This window comes from Actinoallomurus oryzae, assembly GCF_039541955.1.
Lineage (GTDB): Bacteria > Actinomycetota > Actinomycetes > Streptosporangiales > Streptosporangiaceae > Actinoallomurus > Actinoallomurus oryzae.
Genome location: NZ_BAABHF010000015.1, coordinates 1 through 17,291 on the forward strand (window position 1 = coordinate 1; position 17,291 = coordinate 17,291).

Annotated in this window: 14 protein-coding genes; 8 read left to right on the forward strand and 6 right to left on the reverse strand. The window is 73.2% G+C overall.

Features of this window, described 5'->3' with window-relative positions; all coding sequences use genetic code 11:
- The first annotated feature begins 316 nt into the window (after nucleotides 1–316).
- From ABEA10_RS09095 to ABEA10_RS09110, 4 genes are read left to right on the forward strand one after another with little or no spacing between them, the layout of a single operon-like run.
- Entirely contained in the window at nucleotides 317–829 is a 513-nt protein-coding gene (locus ABEA10_RS09095) for an ATP-binding cassette domain-containing protein (RefSeq protein WP_345460049.1), read from the forward strand.
- Complete coding sequence (locus tag ABEA10_RS09100; RefSeq protein ID WP_345460054.1) at nucleotides 819–2,051, forward strand: extracellular solute-binding protein; 1,233 nt, start codon at nucleotides 819–821, stop codon at nucleotides 2,049–2,051. The genes ABEA10_RS09095 and ABEA10_RS09100 overlap by 11 nt, the downstream gene beginning before the upstream one ends.
- Nucleotides 2,048–3,754 (forward strand): ABC transporter permease, encoded by a 1,707-nt coding sequence (locus ABEA10_RS09105; RefSeq protein WP_345460057.1) that lies wholly within the window; start codon nucleotides 2,048–2,050, stop codon nucleotides 3,752–3,754. The genes ABEA10_RS09100 and ABEA10_RS09105 overlap by 4 nt, the downstream gene beginning before the upstream one ends.
- The gene (locus tag ABEA10_RS09110; RefSeq protein WP_345460061.1) at nucleotides 3,751–5,805 is read left to right on the forward strand and encodes a hypothetical protein; all 2,055 of its coding nucleotides are present in this window, start codon (nucleotides 3,751–3,753) and stop codon (nucleotides 5,803–5,805) included. Before ABEA10_RS09105 ends, ABEA10_RS09110 begins: the two co-directional genes overlap by 4 nt.
- A gap of 51 nt (nucleotides 5,806–5,856) precedes the next feature.
- On the opposite strand, the gene ABEA10_RS09115 is transcribed toward ABEA10_RS09110, so the two are convergent.
- Complete coding sequence (locus ABEA10_RS09115; RefSeq protein WP_345460064.1) at nucleotides 5,857–6,729, reverse strand: helix-turn-helix domain-containing protein; 873 nt, start codon at nucleotides 6,727–6,729, stop codon at nucleotides 5,857–5,859.
- A 361-nt stretch (nucleotides 6,730–7,090) separates the two neighbouring features.
- Here ABEA10_RS09115 and ABEA10_RS09120 point away from each other — a divergent pair, with 361 nt between their 5' ends.
- Nucleotides 7,091–8,446 (forward strand): MFS transporter, encoded by a 1,356-nt coding sequence (locus ABEA10_RS09120; protein ID WP_345460067.1) that lies wholly within the window; start codon nucleotides 7,091–7,093, stop codon nucleotides 8,444–8,446.
- A 31-nt stretch (nucleotides 8,447–8,477) separates the two neighbouring features.
- Here the strand turns inward: ABEA10_RS09120 and ABEA10_RS09125 are convergent, their stop codons facing one another.
- The 3 genes from ABEA10_RS09125 to ABEA10_RS09135 form a co-directional block, all read right to left on the reverse strand.
- A complete protein-coding gene (locus tag ABEA10_RS09125; protein WP_345460071.1) occupies nucleotides 8,478–9,356 on the reverse strand; it encodes a polysaccharide pyruvyl transferase family protein in 879 nt (292 codons plus the stop codon).
- 64 nt (nucleotides 9,357–9,420) lie between these two features.
- A complete protein-coding gene (locus tag ABEA10_RS09130) occupies nucleotides 9,421–10,215 on the reverse strand; it encodes a maleylpyruvate isomerase family mycothiol-dependent enzyme (protein ID WP_345460074.1) in 795 nt (264 codons plus the stop codon).
- A 323-nt stretch (nucleotides 10,216–10,538) separates the two neighbouring features.
- Nucleotides 10,539–11,729, reverse strand: a complete 1,191-nt coding sequence (locus tag ABEA10_RS09135) for a beta-1,3-glucanase family protein (RefSeq protein ID WP_345460079.1) — start codon at nucleotides 11,727–11,729, stop codon at nucleotides 10,539–10,541.
- Between the two features lie 226 nt (nucleotides 11,730–11,955).
- Here ABEA10_RS09135 and ABEA10_RS09140 point away from each other — a divergent pair, with 226 nt between their 5' ends.
- The 3 genes from ABEA10_RS09140 (at nucleotide 11,956) to ABEA10_RS09150 (ending at nucleotide 15,450) form a co-directional block, all read left to right on the forward strand.
- Nucleotides 11,956–13,086, forward strand: coding sequence for a phosphotransferase family protein (locus ABEA10_RS09140; RefSeq protein ID WP_345460082.1), 1,131 nt, complete (start codon nucleotides 11,956–11,958; stop codon nucleotides 13,084–13,086).
- 2 nt (nucleotides 13,087–13,088) lie between these two features.
- Nucleotides 13,089–14,189: an Rv3169 family protein gene (locus ABEA10_RS09145; protein WP_345460085.1), complete on the forward strand. Its 1,101-nt coding sequence runs from the start codon at nucleotides 13,089–13,091 to the stop codon at nucleotides 14,187–14,189.
- Nucleotides 14,190–14,274: 85 nt separating this feature from the next.
- Nucleotides 14,275–15,450 carry a 4-hydroxybenzoate 3-monooxygenase gene (locus ABEA10_RS09150; RefSeq protein WP_345460088.1) on the forward strand — a complete coding sequence of 392 codons (1,176 nt, stop codon included), beginning with the start codon at nucleotides 14,275–14,277 and terminating at the stop codon, nucleotides 15,448–15,450.
- A 60-nt stretch (nucleotides 15,451–15,510) separates the two neighbouring features.
- Here the strand turns inward: ABEA10_RS09150 and ABEA10_RS09155 are convergent, their stop codons facing one another.
- Nucleotides 15,511–16,713 carry an MAB_1171c family putative transporter gene (locus ABEA10_RS09155; protein ID WP_345460091.1) on the reverse strand — a complete coding sequence of 401 codons (1,203 nt, stop codon included), beginning with the start codon at nucleotides 16,711–16,713 and terminating at the stop codon, nucleotides 15,511–15,513.
- Between the two features lie 13 nt (nucleotides 16,714–16,726).
- On the reverse strand, nucleotides 16,727–17,230 hold the full coding sequence (locus ABEA10_RS09160) for a hypothetical protein (RefSeq protein ID WP_329237064.1): 504 nt from the start codon (nucleotides 17,228–17,230) through the stop codon (nucleotides 16,727–16,729).
- Nucleotides 17,231–17,291: the final 61 nt, after the last annotated feature.

The window sequence follows — 17,291 nt, forward strand, 5'->3', positions numbered from 1 at the left end:
GCACCACAAACCAAGATCAAACCAGATCAGCCCAGCCTGCTTTGAGGACAGGCTCTAGGACGCGGTGGGGCGATCCGCGGCCGGTGGCCGGTCGCGGCCACGGCGGCCGACGCCGGTCCGGGCGGGGTGACGGGAGATAGAGTGAGGACGCGTCGACCGACACGGGCCTTCTGTCACGCGGTGAGACAGGCCCCCCGCCCGCACCACGGAGCGATCGCCCCGGAGCCGCCCCCGCAGCCGAGGGAGAGATGTGGCGAGCCTGAGACTCGATGGTCTTGGCTGGCGGTCGCCTGGCGGATTCACGTGCTCGGTGGATATGACGGTCGAGTCCGGACAGGTCGCGGTCGTGCTGACCGAGACGTCCGCCGCCGCCTCTCTGGCCGACGTCCTGCTCGGGCTGGCCATCCCCGACAAGGGCACGGTCTGGGCCGGCGATCGCGACGTCACCGGCCTGCCGCCCGGACGGCGCGGCGTCGCACTGGTCCCGGCGGGCGGCGGGCTGCTGCCGCACCTCACCGTCGAGCGCAACGTCCAGTACGCCGGCGGTGACGCGTCCCGCTGGATGCGCCGGTTACGGCTGGAGGGCATCGGGCGGTTGCGCCCGCACGAGCTCTCCCCGGTGCAGCGCCTTCAGGTGGCGCTCGCCCGCGCGCTGTCCACCGAGCCCGCCGCGGTCGTGTTCGAGGACCGCGCGAGGCACGTGCCCTGCCGCACGGCGGTCACCGAGGCGCGACGCCACGCCGCCGTGCTGGTCATCGCCGATTCGGAGACGCGCGGGGCCGCGTTCGACGAGGTCGTACGGCCCGAGGTGACGGCCGATGCGCCGTAGGGACGCCCTGCTGACACTCGCGCTGTGCACGCTGACCGGTTGCGGCGCCGGACGTGACGGGTTGCGGGTCGTCGGGGTCTGGAACGGCTGGGAGCTGGCCCGGTTCCGCGACGTGCTGACGGCGTTCTCCCGCCGGGGCCGATGGAAGGTCAGTCTGCTCTCGGCGGGCAACGACCTCGATGCCCTGCTCGGCAACCAGGTCGCCCGCACCGCCGCGCCCGACGTCGCGCTCGTGCCGAAACCGCAGCTCGTGGCCGCCGCGCGGCGGCAGCTGGTGCCATCGCGGCCCGAGCCCGGCGCGCCGCCCGCGCCGGCCGGCTGGACGCGGCTGCTCACCTTCGACGGCCGGGTCTACGGCTCCTGGTTCAAGGTCGCGCACAAGTCACTCGTGTGGTACCGGCCCGACATGCTCCGCGAAGTGCCGTCGGACTGGGACGAATGGCTCGCGCTGTGCGGCGAACTGGCCGCCGCCGGCCGCCCGCCGCTGGCCATCGGCGCCGCCGACGGCTGGGTGCTCACCGACTGGTTCGAGAACGCCCTGCTCAGCATCGACCCCGGCACGTACCGGCGGCTGGCGACCGGAGCCGCGCTGTGGCGGCACCCGAGCGTCGAGGCGGCGCTGAGGAGGATCGGGACGATGTGGAGCATCCCGGGGGTGTTCGCGGGCGGGCCCCGGCGGGCGCTGCTCACGCAGTACGACGGGGCGCTCATCGACGTGTTCGAGCACGGCTCGGCCCCCATGGTGTGCGGGGCGGACTTCTACTACCCGATCATCCGGCAGAACGGCTCCGCGCCCGCGCGCTGGTTCCGCTTCCCCAACCGCCAGGGCGAACACCGGCCGCTGCTGGCCGGCGGTGACGCCGCCGTGCTGCTGCGGCCCGACGGCGAGGCCGGGCGCGCCCTCGTCGACTGGCTCGCCACCCCGGAGGCCGCCCGTCCGTGGGCGGCCACGGGCGGGTTGCTCTCGCTCGATCCGCGGGTGAAGGACTACCCGGCCGACCAGGGCCTGCTCGCCGCCGAGCTGAGGAACGAAACCGCCGACGGTGTGACGTTCGACCTGTCCGACCAGCTCGGCGGGCGACTCGCCGGAAACGACGGCCGCGGCACCTGGCGGATCTTCCAGGAGTTCTTCGCCGCCGTCGCCGAACGCCCGTCCGCGCTGGACGCCGCCGTGAGCCGCGCCGTCGCCCGGCTCGACGGCACCTCACGGGGGACGGCGTGAGCGGCACGGGACTCATCCCTCGCGAGGACACCCGGGCGCCGGTGCGCGGACACCGGCCGCGGCCGTGGCGGCCGGTGCTCTACCTGCTCCCGGCCGCGCTGCTCGTCGGGGTGGTCCTGGTCCTGCCCCTCGTGTGGGCGGTGGTGGACAGCCTGCACGGCGGGCTGGGCAACTACGCCGGCGTCCTCCGCGACGGGCAGGTACGGCACGCGGTGCGCAACAGCCTCTTCTGGCTGATCCTGGCGCCGGTGATCTGCCTGTTCGGGCTCCTGCTGGCCTGGGCGATCAGCGCGCACCGCCGGATCGGGATCCTCGCCGCGCCGATCGCCGTGTCGGCGCTGGTGACCGGGCTGGCCTTCCGGCTCATCGCGCAGCCCGGCGACTTCCTGCTCGGGACGAACGGGATCTGGCTGCTGCTCGGCCTGGCGTTCGCCTGGCAGTGGTCGGGCCTGGCGGTCGTCGTCTTCCGGTCCGGTCTGAACGCCATCCCGCCCGGCCTCGTACGGATGGCACGGGCCTTCGGGGTGAGCCGGGCCCGGCGGTTGCGCACGGTCATCGGGCCGGCCCTGTTCCCGGCCGGCGCGCTGGTGCTGATCATCGTCCTGGTGGCGGCGGCGCGGGTGTTCGACCTGATCCTGATCGCCGCGCCGGGCTCGGACCAGGCCGAGGTCGACGTGGTGGGCCTGCACTGGTGGCGGTTCCGCGACGACCTGGGGCCCGGTGAGTCCGCGGCGCTGACCGTGATCCAGTTCGCGATCGCCGCGGTCGCCGCGCTGATCGGCCTGTGGGGGCTGAGCCGCGAGTGGCCGACGAACACGGCGGACGCCGAGCCCGCGGCCGGGCCCCGGAGGCGCCGGCGCGGGAGGGCCGTCGTCGTGCTGGCCGTCGCCGTGTGGGTGGTGCCGCTGGTCGTCCTGCTGCTGACGTCGCTGCACACGCCGCGGGCGGCGGCGGGCGGCGGCTGGTGGTCCGGAGGGTTCGGGTTCGAGTCCTACCGGCAGGCGTTCCAGAGCGGCGGACTGACCGGCGCGCTGGTCAACACGGGCGCGCGCTCGGTCTTCGCGGCGGTGCTGCTGCCGGTCGTGGCGGTGCCCGCCGCGTACGCGCTGGCCTGGGGCGGCCTGCCGCGGCGGGTGAATCACGCGCTGATCGCGGTCACCACGATGGTGGCCGTGGTCCCGCCGCAGACCGTCATCGTCGAGCTGGGCCGGGTGTTCGACCGGCTCCACCTGCTGGGGGCGCCGACCGCGCTGACGATCGTGCACACCGCCTTCGGCGTGCCGCTGGCGATGCTGCTGCTGCGCGGCGCGTTCGCCTCGGTGCCGCGCGAGATCGTGCATGCCCGGCGGTACGACGCGGAGCCGGGCTCGCCGCTGTTCGCGGTGGTGCGCGAGACCCTTCCCGCGCTGGTCACCGTCGCGGTGCTGGAGTTCGTCCTGGTGTGGAACGACTACGTGGTCGGGCTGCTGCTGGGCGGTCCGGAGGCGGGCCAGGTCACGTTCGTGCTGTCGGACCAGGCGCGGCAGTTCGTCACGTCGGAGAGCGTGATGGCGGCCGGCGCGGTCGTCGCGACGGTCATCCCGCTGGGCCTCGTCCTCGCCACGGGCAACTGGCTGGTGCGGGGCTTCACCTCCGGCGTACGGCCGGCGGGGTCGCGTCCGGAGCTTCGGCAGCCGCCTCGCCGGCACGGGCAGGCGCCGTGATCGGGACGCCCGGCCGGATGCGGCGCCCGCTGAGGACCGGTTCCCGCCTGACCGGCAGTGCCGCGTTCGCGGGCGGCGTGGTGGCGTTCGTGCTGGACCTGACCGCGAACCAGCTCGGTGCGCTGGGTCAGTGGGTGCCGTGGACGCTCATGGTGGTCGGCGCTCCCACGGCGGTGACGCTGTGGGTGCTGGACAACCGGATGCCGCCCCCGCCGGAGCCGATAGAGCGGCGCAGCCTGACCGACCGCAGCCCTCTCGTCGGCCGCGACGACGTCATCGACGAGACCGTGCGCAAGGCACGGGCGCACCGGTGCGTGCTGGTGCGCGGCCCGCGTGGCATCGGCACCTCGGCCGTGGCCATCGAGGTGCTGCTGCGCCTGGTGGCCGAGCCCGGGCGGCGGCGCTGGGTCGACGCGTACGGCCAGAGTGAGCGTGAGGTGCGCCTCGCCGTCCTGCGCGAGCTCAACCTGCCGGTGAGCAATGCCGGCGTCGGCGCGATCGAGCTCATCGTCGGCCGGCTACAGGACAGCGGTCAGGCGCTCCTGATCGACAACGTCACCGATCCGGCCCAGGTGCGGTGGATCGCCCGCCCGATTTCGGGGGCGTACGTCATCATCGCGGGCGACGTCGGGCCGGACGACCTGCACGGCATCGCCGAGACGACCGTCGGCGGCCTCACCCCCGAAGACGGGCTGCGGCTGTTCTGCAACCCCTACGGTCTGACACCGGCGTCCGAGCGGGGGCGGCCGTGGCGGCGGCTGTGGCACCGGGCGGTGCGCCGCCCACCGAACGCCATCGAGGAGCGGGTGGGCGCCGAACCCGGCCCGGCCGCCGAGCTGGCCCGCAGCTACCTGCTGCGCCCGCGCATCGTGAAGGAGGCCGGCCGGATCTTCGACGCGAACCCGGAACTCTCGGTCTCCGAACTTCTGGACCTCCTGCGGTCGAGCGACCGGTCCCCGCTGTCGCAGCGGTTCCGCGACCTCTTCCGATCGCTGCTGGTCGGGGTGCCCAAGGAGGGACGGCGGCTGCTCACGCTGATGAGCGCGCTGCCGCACGCCCCGTACGAACGGGGCGCGCTCGCGGCCCTCACCGGCCGTCCCGTCGCGCGCGTCGACGCGTCCGTGGCCGACCTCGTCGCACGTGCCCTGGTGCACCGCGGCCCCGGCGGCGTACGGCTGACGGAGCAGGCGGGGACGCTGGGGCTGGACCTCGGGCGGCGGCGCCGCGCCCGCGCGGTCCGCCGGCTGTACGCCTACTACGCGGAACTGGCCGCCGACCACGCCGACCGCCTCGGCACCGAGCGCTACGCCGAGGCACGCGTCTGGTTCGCCTCCGCGGACGCCGTGCTGCGCAAGCTCACCGACCGCGCCGAGCCGAGGGCCGAGATCGTGGAGATCGCCGATGCGCTCGAGGTCTGGTACGCCCGGGAGGGACGCACCTCCGAACGCGAGGCCGTCGCGTGGACGCTCATCGAGTCCGAATCCGAACCGGCCGCCTCCGTCGGCCACCTGCGGCTGGCCGCCATGGCCCGGACGCGGGGCGACGCGGACGCCGCCCAGCGTCACCTGGACCTCGCGACCGGCCTCCGGCGCACGCGGGGCCTGCCGCAGTGGCACACCGAGGCGGCGCTGCAGAGCCTCGACCGCGGCGACCTCGCCGCCGCGCGCACCAACATCGAGGCGTGCATCGCCGCCCGGCCGCCCGGTGACACGCGAGGCCGGATCGGGGATGAGATCAACCTGGGGGTCATCGCCACCCGGCAGGCCGACGCCACGCCCGGCGGCGAACCCCCGGACGCCTCCGACCGCCGTGCGGAACAGCTCGAACGCGCCTACTACCACTTCGTGCAGGCGCTCGACCTGGCCGAGGACGTCGGAGAGCTCGACGGGCAGGCGCACGCTCGCGAGATGATCGGCGTCGTCCTGGCCGGGCAGCAGAAGACCCGCGCGGCACTGCGCGAATGGCAGGCGGCGGGCGAGCTGTGGGGCCGCATCGGCGACGAGGCCGGCCGCCTGCGCTGCGGCCGCCGCAGCGGCGCGCCCACCGGATGACCGCGCCCGGTCAGGCCGTTTCCGGGACGGATCCGCCGCCCGGCGGACCGGTCACCAGAAGGCGGTGCAGGCGTCGCGGGGAAGGTTGGTCGGCCAGCGCGGCGTGTCGCCGCAGGCGCGGAACCTCCACCCCGGCGCCATCTCGTGCGCGCGGCTGCCGAAGGTGGCGCCGGTCGTGGTGAACGGACCGCACTGGGTCCACGTCTTGCCGTCGTTGCGCGTCCAGTCCATCCAGACACGGTCGCCGTACCGGGCATGGGTGATCTGCGCCCAGACCATCTCCCGCCCGCCGATGCTCCGGGTGAGCAGTTGCACCGTGGCCGTGTGGTCGCGGCCGTGCACCTGGACGGGAGCGAGCGCCGCCTGGCCGTCCTGCCGGCCCGGCCAGGGCCAGTCCTTGCAGGCGGCGAACTGCTGTACGACCGGGACGGGCCGGGAGCGGGGCGCCAGCGACCGCCCGACGATCACGCCGGCCCCGCCGAAGACCAGCGCCGTCACCGCGATCAGGGCGGCGATGACCAGCCGGCCGCGGCGATCGACCCGGCGAAGCGGCACCCGGTCTCCGGCCGTCGCGGACGATTCCGGAGGCGGCGGGGCCGGGTCCTGGAGCGGCTCGGGCAGCGGCGGACAGTCGCCCTGCCGGTGACCGTCACCGGTGAGGTGGTCCCAGAGCGGGCGCAGGCGCGCGGGCTCGTCCCCGGCCAGCCGTGACAACCGCTCGATGACCGACCATGGTGGGACGATCCGCCCGGACAGGTAGCGCGATATCGACGAGTCGCTGGCGTGGACGAGTTGTTCGAGCTCCTTGAGGCTCTTTCCGGTGCGCGCCCGCAGCGCCTGCAGTTCGGTGGCGAGCCGCGGTCCGGCGTCGCAGTCCGCCGATGTCGGCTGCTTCGGATCGGGTTCTTCCGCAGGCCGTTTCATCCCAACGAATCCCATCCGGTTCGCGCGCCCGAGCGTTGTGCCATGGGCTGCGGTCCTGGGACATTCCTCATCCCACGATGTGCGGTGTTAATCCCACCACATGCAACGCACATGTGGGGCGGAACGGGATCAACACCCGCATTGGTCACGCGGGGCACGCGGCGGTTTCGTCAAGCGGCGATGAGGGCTGCGCATTGTGGGCGTGATCTCGATTGCGTCCGCGTAAAGTCCCCGCGAGTGCACGCACCAGCGCGGGAAAGGCGCTACCGATGAGCAACCGTCATTCGTCCGGGTCTTGCCCTTTGACCCGCATTGCCGCTCGCTCCGGACGGGGACTTTGAGGCAGGCCACAGCCCGGGCCGTGACCGGCTCCATGCGGGGCCTGCCCCTCACCGACCGGGCGGCCGCGCATCTGACGCGGATCACCGGTCCGCTGCGGACCGACTCGCGGTTCCGCCGGTGTTTCGTGGCCGACCAGGTCAACACCGCCGGTACGACCGCGGCGACGGGGGCGCTGGCCTTCACCGTGCTCGGCATCGGCGGCGGGGCGCGCGGAATCGCCATGGTGCTGCTGGCCACCATGGTGGCGGGCATCCTCGCGGGCCCGATGGGCGGGGTGGTCGCCGACCGGTTTCCCCGCGCGCTGGTCATCTCCGTCGTCCAGGTCATCATCGGGCTGATCACGGTGGTCGAGGCCACGCTGATCTTCACCGGCCGGGCCGCGGTGTGGAACCTCGCGGCACTGGCCGGCGCGAACTCCGCCGCGGCGTCGTTCTCCGGACCCGCGCGCGTCGGCCTCATCCGCGCGGTCGTCGCCGAAGAACAGCTGAGCGAGGCGAACGCCCTCAGCCAGCTCGCCCGGCACATCGTCCTGACCGTCGGCCCGGCGATCGGCGGGACCCTCGTCGCGACGGCGGGCGCCGGCTACGGGGTGGGATGCAACGCCGTCTCCTTCTTCGCCTCCGGCGCGCTGATGGCGAGGATCCACGCCCCGTGTGCCGACCGGCAGCCGTCCACCATGCGCGCCGACCTGATCGAGGGCTGGACCACGATCCGGACCCGGCGCTGGATCTGGACCTGCCTCATCGGCGCCGGGATCATGATCCCGGCCTGGCACGTCGGCTACGGCATCCTCGGGCCGCCGTACGCCGAGTCCTGCCTGGGCGGCGCCTGGGCGTGGGGGCTGATCGCCTCCAGCCTGGGCTGCGGCATGGCGCTGGGCGCGGCCGTCTCGCTCATCTGGCGCCCGCGCCGGGCGGGATGGACGAACTGCCTCGGGACGGCCGCACTGGCCCTGCCGGATCCGCTGATGGCGGCCGGGGCGCCACTGGCCGCGGTGATGGCCGCGGTCGTCGTCGCCGCGTGCGGGCTGAGCATGTCGGTGGTGGCGTGGCGGACCGCGATCCAGCAGGACGTTCCCGCGGACCAGCAGGGCCGGGTCTCGGCGTTCGCCGACATCGCCGAGATCGGCCTGACCCCGGTCGGCTATCTCCTGGTCGCGCCCGTCACCGACGCGATCGGCATCCGCGCCACCCTGCTGATGTGCGGGATCATCGTCGCCGCCGCCAGCCTGGCGCCGCTGCTGAGCCGCGACGTACGGACGCTGACCCTCGTGACCGCGGGTCCGCCCGCCGTCGAGGAACTGCCGGGCGACCCGGACCCGGACGGTGTCGCACCGGACCTGTCCCCGGCCCCGGTCGGCAAGCCGTCCCCCTGAGACCTGCGCGACGGGACTCCCCGAGTGCCGGTCAACGAGGCGGCGCGCCCAGGGCCTCGCGAAGCTCGGCGAGCAGCGCCCCGTCGGGGTCGCGTGCCGCCCGTTCGGCGGCGCGGCGCCCCTCCGCGCCGAGGCACCAGCGCCACCACCGGTCCAGCGCCCCCTCCGACATCTCCTCGGCGGTCAGCGCCGCGGGCCAGTGCCAGGCCCGTGCCTGCGCCGAGACCTTCGCGCCCCGCCACACCGGGTCGACCGCGAGCGCCGGCACCCCGCACCGCAGGGCGGTCACGAGGCCGTGCAGCCGGGTGGTGACGACGACGTCCAGGCGGCCGACCACCGACAACAGCTCATCGGGCGTGCCGAAGCAACGCCAGTCGTCGTGGTCCAGCCGCGTGTCCAGGACGAGACGGGCGCAGCCGAGCCGGGCCAGCCACGACGTCAGCCGCGCGTGCACCTCGTCGTGCCGGCGTTCCGCCCCGTACTCCTCCTGGCCGGGCGCCAGTACGACGCCGGCCACCGGCACCGCAGCACAGGGGGGCAGCGCGGCCAGGTCCCGGTGGGGTGCCGCGTCCGGAGCGTCGCGGGCGAGCACCACGTCGAAGCCGGTCACCGCGGGGTCGCGGGGATCGATGACCGATACCCCGACCGCGATCCGCCGGCACGCGGCGTACCGCTCGTGCAGCCGCCGGAGCTGCGGCCCGTGCAGCGGGCCGCAGACGAACACCACGTGGCTGTACGCCTCGGGAGCGGCGTCGTCGAGGGTCAGCTCGCCGGGCCGGAAGACCGGGCTCCACGCCACGTCGCACGGCACGTCGGCCAGCGCCGACCGTACCGCCTGGAGGCTGAGCACATCACCGGCGGTCGCCTCACCGTCGACGAAACTGAACCAACCCACCAAAAGGACCCGCATGCGCGGTTACGTACCCTCCGCGCACGCCGTTCCACAGCCGGAGCGTGACCGCGCCGCGTGGGGGTCAGAAGCCGGGGAAGACGCGGCGCAGGTCGTCCAGCGTGAGCCTGCCGCCGGTGAGCTTCACGTCGTCCGGGGTGTGCTCGGGAGCGTGCCGGCCGGTGACCAGGCGCAGCCACCACTCCGCCGGCGCGGTCAGCGACGCGTCCGGGTCGGCGGGGACGTCGGTCACCGTCACCTTCTCATCCAGCCGGACCCCGAACGAGCGCTCCGGGGAGGTCGTGGTCACCGCGACCGTCACCGGCCGGCCGTCGATCTCCTCCGCCTTGCCGAGGAAGCCCATGAGCTGTGCCGCCTGGTCGAAGAGCAGGGGAGCGGCCTCCGGCGCGAGCGTCGCCGCCGGGTCGAAGGCCACCTTGACGTCCCACACGTGGTGGGCGACCTCGTTGAGCCGCAGTCCGGCGGCGAAGGCGAGGTCCACGGGCGCGGGCAGGAAGCCCAGGTCGATGCGGAGACTCTCTCTGGCCGGCGCGTCGATCGACTCGAAGCGGCGCACCAGCGTCTCATCGGCGGTCAGGAAGGTCTCGGCGCGCTCCTCGCGCGACATGGCGTCCCACCGCGCCCACACGCGCTGGTTGAAGTCGCCGCCGGGATTGCCGGTGCCGTTCAGCGCGCCCTCCAGCGAGGCGAGGGTGATCTCCGCGCCGCTGCCGAGGTGGCTCAGCACCTGCGAGACGTCCCACTCGGCGGCCCCGGACGGCCGGGCGAGGTCGTCGGGGGTGAAACCGCGCACCATCGCCGCGAGGTCGTCGTGGCCGGTGCGCAGGGCGTGGATCATCTCGTCCGCTCGGTCGCTCATTCCGTGATTCTCCCGTGGGTTCGCTGCGACGGCCGCGTGCGGCGCGGCTCTGATCGAGAAGGTTAGACCGTGGCGTCGCGGCGCGGACGCTCGCCCGCCGTCCTCGCTATCCCGTGGGCCGACGCCCCGGGGCGGGTGGGAAGGACCGCCTCGCGGCCGCCGGGGGCACGGGGCGGCGTTCCCGAGCCACCACATGCGCTGCCCGATCCGCATCGCCGTGCTCGCGGTAGCGGGACGGCGCGCGTCCCGGTCCGGTGACGACCGGGCCGGGGCGCGCCGTGGTGCGGAAGCCGTCTCCGGCTCTCCGGAACGGGCGCGGGACGCTAACCGACGCTCACGGTCAGATGCCGCGGGTTGCCGTCGCTCGCGGCGCCCGAGACGTCCGGCTGCCCGTCCGGGCAGACGTCGTCGTACGGGAAGGCGTAGCCGATCGGGGTGTGGGCGTGCACGATCCGCGCCCAGTGGTTGGTGGTCGGGGCCTGGTAGAACCCCGACTCCGGCGTGCCGTTCGGCTGGTCGGCGCTGCTCAGGATGGTGCTGCGGTTGAACGCCGCCGCGATGCGCGCGAGCAGGCCCTTCTTGATGTCGGAGTCGGCCGGGTTGTTGGCGAACGGCCCGTCGTTGCAGGTGAAGATGTCCTTCGACGCCGGCCGCGCGAACGTGCTGCCGTCGTTGAACGTCAGCACGCCGCCCTTGACGCGTCCGGTGAGGACGCCGCGCCCGCCCTGGAGGTCCACCCTGAGGTCGGTCGTGGCGTACTTGTCCCATACCTGGCCGACGTAGCCGTCCCAGTACGAGGAGAAGGCGGCGGAGTCGCTCGCCATGAGGTCCTGCGGCGCGATGACCCGCAGGACACCGTCGCCGTTGCGGATGACGAGCCGATCCCAGGGCGCGCCGTCGGCGTTCTTCTGCGCGACGAGGGCGTCGGCCACCGCGCCGACCGCTCCGGCGGGCGCGGGGGCGACCGTGTGCGTCGCGTCGCCGACGAGCTCGAGTCCGATCGGCAGCGCGGTCAGCAGGTCGACGTAGGAGATGTTGGCGAACAGCTGGGACGGGTTGAAGGTGAACTCGCAGAACGACCAGGTCCTGCCGTAGTTCGCGTCGGAGGTATTGGCGAACGCCGGCTCGACGAGCGCCGGCCCGGGGTTGACGTAGAAGTCGAGCTTGTCGTTCTTCACGAAGTAGATGCGCGCGGCGTACATCTGACTGAGCGTGAGGTTCGCCTCGCCGCCGGCGCCGACCGGGATCGAGCAGTCCACGGGCAGCGGGGTCTGCGGCCCCGACGGCGATTCGAGATGGTACGGCGTGCCGTCGGCGCGCAGCAGCATCGGCTTGTCGGTGCCCTGTTCGCGGCCGGTGATGTAGGCGTTGACGGGACTGGAGCCGTGGTTGGCGAGGGTGAGGGCGCACGTCGCGGCGGCCGCTGACGCGGGGCCGCCGAGCAGCCCGCGTCCGAGCGGGGCGGCGAGCGCGGCGGCGCCGGCGGCGGCGAGGAACGATCTGCGGGTGACCAACGGAACCTCCTGGCGGGGTCGGTCCGGTTGCCGTTGCCTTGACAGTCGTGTCATGGCGACACGGTGGCGACTGTCAAGGTGCCCGATCTCGCCACCTACTGTCAAGACTCTTTCCAGTTAATCCAAAACGGAGCCGGTACGGGCCCCTCGCGGCGGACCTGTTCGTGCCGCGGTCCGCCGGGTAATCTCGGTGAAATTCCGTTTCAGCGGGCTGGGAGGAACTCCGATGGATCGCCCACGCCCACCGGCCGACACGAAGCTGCGGCGTTCGGGCCGTGACACGGCCGCGTTAGCCGCCCGTCTCGCCCCGTGGCTGGCGACCGTGCTTCCCGCGGGGCCCGGTGACCTCGGCGTGACGCTGCTCGACGGTATCGACGCCAACGGCATGTCCTCGGAGACGCTGTGCCTGGAGGCCACCTGGACCGAGGGCGGCCGGCCCCGGTCCGGCCGTTACGTCGCACGCGTCGTCCCGGACCCCGAAGACGTCCCGGTCTTCCCCCGCTACTCCTTACGCGAGCAGTACGACACCATGCGGCTGGTCGGTGAGCTGACCGACGTACCCGTTCCGCGCGTTCACCGGCTCGAACCCACGGGCGAGGTGATCGGCAGCCCGTTCTTCCTGATGGACCACGTCGACGGTGTCGTCCCCCGCGACGTGCTGCCCTACAACTTCGGCGACAACTGGCTCTACGACGCCGCGCCCGAGGACCGGCGCCGCCTGCAGGACCGTACGGTCGAGACGATCGCCCGCCTGCACGCCATCCCCGGCGCCGGCTCGGCGTTCGCCTTCCTCGCCCGGAGCACGGCGGGCGACACCCCGCTCGCGCGCGGCCTGGCGGACACCAGGGCCTGGTACGACTTCGCCGTGACCGGCCTGGGCCGGTCTCCTCTGGTCGAGCGCGGCCTGGCCTGGCTCGCGGCCACCGTGCCGCGGACCCGTGAGACGGTCCTGTGCTGGGGCGACGCGCGGATCGGCAACATCCTCTACCGCGACTTCACGCCGGCCGCCGTACTCGACTGGGAAATGGCCGCGCTCGGCCCGCGCGAACTCGACGTCTCCTGGCTGATCCTCGCCCACCGGGTCTTCGAGTCGATCACCACGGTGCTCGCGCTGCCGGGCATGCCGGACTTCCTCCGCGAGGAGGACGTGACGGCCGCGTACGAGAAGGCCGCCGGTGTCACCCTGGACGACCTGACCTGGTACCACGTGTACAACGGCGTGCGGTGGGCGATCGTGTTCATGCGGACCGGCGCCCGGCAGATCCACTTCGGCGAGGTCGAACGCCCGGCCGACATCGAGACCCTGCTCCACCACCGGCCGCTGCTCGTCGAACTGCTGGAAAAGGTGGGTGCGTAGCCATGGTCGGCCCGCTCGATGAGTACCCCATCCACCAGGCTCCGCTGCCGGTCACCTGGCCGGCCACGAGCGACCGCAACTTCTACGACCGCTGCTATCTGGGCGCCCACGACCGTACGGGCGACATCTTCGTCGTCACCGGCATGGGCTGGTATCCCCACCTCGGTACCAAGGACGCCTTCGTGCTGGTCCGGCGCGGCGACACGCAGACGGCCGTGCACCTCGGCGACGCGATCGACGACGACCGGCTGAACCAGCGGGTCGGCGGCTACCGGATCGAGGTCCTCGAACCGCTCCGGCGGCTGCGCGCGGTCCTGGACGAGACCGAGGGCATCGCCTTCGACCTGACCTGGGAGGGATCGTTCGACGTCGTCCGGGAGCAGCCGCACCTCCTGCGCTCCGGAAGCCGCGTGACCCTCGACGCCCAGCGGTTCGCCCAGGTGGGCACCTGGTCCGGCTCGATCGTCATCGACGGTGAGGAGATCGCGGTGACGCCGGACCGCTGGGTCGGCACGCGTGACCGCTCGTGGGGGATCCGCCCGGTCGGCGAGCCCGAGCCGGCGGGCCGGCCGGCGGACCCGCCGTTCGAGGGCATGTGGTGGCTCTACCTGCCGCTGCGCTTCGACGACTTCGCCATCGTGCTCATCGTCCAGGAGGACCCGGACGGCTTCCGCACCCTCAACGACTGCAACCGCGTGTGGGGCGACGGCCGGATCGAACAGCTCGGCTGGCCGCAGGTGGCCATCTCCTACGCCTCCGGCACCCGGATCCCCACCGGCGCGGTGATCCGCTGCTCCGGAGCGTACGGCGGCCCCGTCACGCTGGAGGTCGAGTCGCTGCTGCCGGTCGCGCTGCACCTCGGCGGTGGCTACGGCGGCGACTCCGACTGGTCCCACGGGGTGTGGAAGGGCCCGGGGTTCACCGAGCGGCGCACCTACGACCTGAGCTCCCCGGACGTCGCCGGCAAGCTGATGTTCGGCATGGTCGACCACGTCGCGCGCGCCACCTGCGACGGCGCGACGGGCTACGGCCTGTTCGAGCACGGCGCGCTCGGCCGGCACGACCCGAGCGGCTTCACCGACTGGTTCACCGTCGCGCCGTGAGTCCGCGACCCGGCGCGACATCACGCCTTCCATTCAGTGAAAGAGCGTGACCGTCTCGAAATGGCGCTGGGTTTGACTGATCGGCATGCGTACAGAGGTCGCCATCATCGGGGCCGGTCCGGCCGGCCTGCTGCTCTCCCATCTGCTGGCCCACGAAGGCATCGACTCGGTGGTCATCGAGACCCGTACGCGCGAGTACGTGGAGGCCCGGATCCGGGCCGGCATTCTCGAGAGCTCGACCGTCGAACTGCTCGACGCCGTCGGGCTCGGGGACCGCCTGCACGAGCAGGGCGACGAGCACCGCGGCATCTACCTGCGGTGGCCCGGGGAACGCCACCACCTCGACTTCGTCGACCTGGCCGGACGCAGCGTCTGGGTGTACGGGCAGACCGAGGTCACCAAGGACCTGGGCCGCGCGCGCGAGGCCGCGGGCCAGGAGTTCTGCTACGGCGTGAGCGACACCGCCGTGCACGACCTGACGACCGACCGTCCCTACGTCACGTTCCGGTCCGCGGACGGCCGCGACGTGCGCCTCGACGCGGACGTCATCGCCGGGTGCGACGGTTCCTTCGGCCCGAGCCGCGCGGCGGTGCCCGACGGCGTGAAGAGGACGTGGGAGCGCACCTACCCGTACTCCTGGCTCGGCATCCTCGCCGACGTGGCGCCCTCGACGGACGAGCTCATCTACGCCTGGCACCCGAACGGCTTCGCGCTGCACTCGATGCGCTCGGAGACCGTCAGCCGGCTGTACCTGCAGGTGGCGCCGGGCGAGGACATCGCCGAGTGGCCCGACGACCGGATCTGGGACGAGCTCGCCGTACGGCTCGGGCACGGGCAGGACGGATGGGAGCTCACCCCGGGGCCGATCACCGACAAGAGCGTGCTGCCGATGCGCAGCTACGTCATGGAGCCGATGCGGTACGGGCGGCTGTTCCTGGCCGGCGACGCCGCGCACATCGTGCCGCCGACGGGAGCCAAGGGCCTGAACCTCGCCGTGGCGGACGTCGCCCTGCTGGCGCCGGCGCTGACGGCGCTGCTCCGCAAGAACAGCACGGCCCTGGCCGACGCCTACTCCGACACGGCGTTGCGGCGGGTCTGGCGCTGCACGCACTTCTCCTGGTGGATGACGACGATGCTGCACGCCGGCGGCGACCCCTTCGACGCCCAGCTCCAGCTGTCCCAGCTGCGGTGGGTGGCCGGCAGCATGGCCGGCGCGACGGGCCTCGCGGAGAACTACGCCGGCCTGCCCATCGGCATGTGAGCACCGCGGGCGCCGGCCGGAGGCGGCGGGACTTCCGGCCTCCGACCCGTCACACGGCGGTCACAGCGTCGTGCCGTCCCCGCTCGGCTCGGTGAGCGAGGCCACGGTCGCCGGGACGACCGGCGAGCCGGCGAAGGCGCGGGAGACCTTCGTGAGCCAGGTGATCTCCGCGTCGAGGTCGGGGCCGAGGGGTGGCGCCGGCGGCGGCGACGGCATGTCGGTGGGGCCCCGGCCCTGTGCCTTCGCCGCGATGCCGGCGGCGATCGTGGCCGCCTCGACGGCGGCGCGGATCTCCTCGTCGGGGAGCCCGGCGCGCCGGCCCAGGTCCCTGGCGACCTCCGTGGCGCCGGGGTGGACGTACGGGCGCAGCGCGAGCTGACCGTCCCTGATCTCGATGACCTGGCGGTACAGCAGGAAGCCGACGTCACGGCGCCAGTACCGGCCGCCGGTCCGGGGCATCAGGCTGAGTCCGGGGTTGGTCTCGTGCAGGGCCAGCCAGAGCGGATGGAGCAGGCGGTAGGAGCGGCAGTCGCCGACCCAGCGGACCAGGGTGCCGAGCCGGTCGCCCCACGCCGGGATCGTCACCCCCGCCAGCAGGAGCGCCTCCGTGCTCAGCTCCAGCGGCAGGTCCACGGACTGGTCCAGCCACCCGAGCGGCCTGCCGGTCTCCTCACCGATCAGCATCACGGCCTTCACGGCGAGGAAGGCGAGTCCGCACGCGCTTCCGGCCACGATGACCCGCAGCCCCAGGCGGAGGGAGGACCGGTCGGCGAGCCGGGAGTAGCGCAGTCCCAGCCGGGAGACCGACAGCAGGGCGATCGCGATGTACCAGACGTAGACGTAGAGGTAGACCGCGTCGACGTGCGCCCCGGCGTGCCCGGTGTCGGGTTCCGGGGGCACCGCCACGAACAGGACCGCGACCATCACCACGGCCGCCGCCAGCCCCGCGTAGCTCCGCCGAGCGCGCACGCGCGCCGAGGACACCGGGTAGTAGACGTGAATGAGGAACACCCGTCCGGCGCCCGCCGCGCACATCGCGCCCACGTCGCTCAGCGCGTCGGCGAGATGCGGAACGCCGCTGCCTTCGTCGATGGCGTCGGTGAACCACTGGAACGCCGTCGCCATGGCCAGGCTCGCCAGGCAGAAGCACACCGCCCAGCGGACCGGGTCGTCCCGTCTCCGGCGCAGCCCGTAGAGCTTCTGCGCCAGGCCGAACAGGAGCAGTCCCGTGATGACCAGGTACGGCAGCACAGGAGTGCTCACCGGATCACCTCGTTCAAATACCCGACTCCAGACGCCGGAGGTGGTCGGCCGCGTCCGGATCCGTCACGCGTGGCGACCGGCGGGCCCGGCCGGCCCGCTGCAGGATCATGGAGGCGAGAAGCTCGGCCTCCTGCTCCTCCTCGCTGGAGTACGCGCCCCGGCCCAGCACGCGCCGGACCGTCCCCGGCGACAGGCTCGGGAACAGCCGGCGCGCGTGCTCGTCACCGAGCCCGGCGCCCTCGACGTGACCGCACAGCACGTGGGCCAGCTCGTGCAGGATGATGTGCTCCTGGTGCAAAGGAGTGGTCGCACGCTCGTAGACGATGTAGTCGCGCTGTTCGGTGCTGACCCACAGGCCGCAGGGGGCGTCGGGCGGCAGGTCCATCACCAGCAGCGAGAGGGGCCGGCCGCGGTCGCGGCCGACCTGCGCGCAGAACGCGTGCACGTCGAACGGACGCGGTAGGTCGAGTGCCCTTAACGTCGTCCGGCAGCGTTCGGTCAGCGCCGCGAAGTCCACATCCCGATTATGCCGGGTATGACACCACGAATTCGGTCCTTGACGTGACCGTTGTACCTTT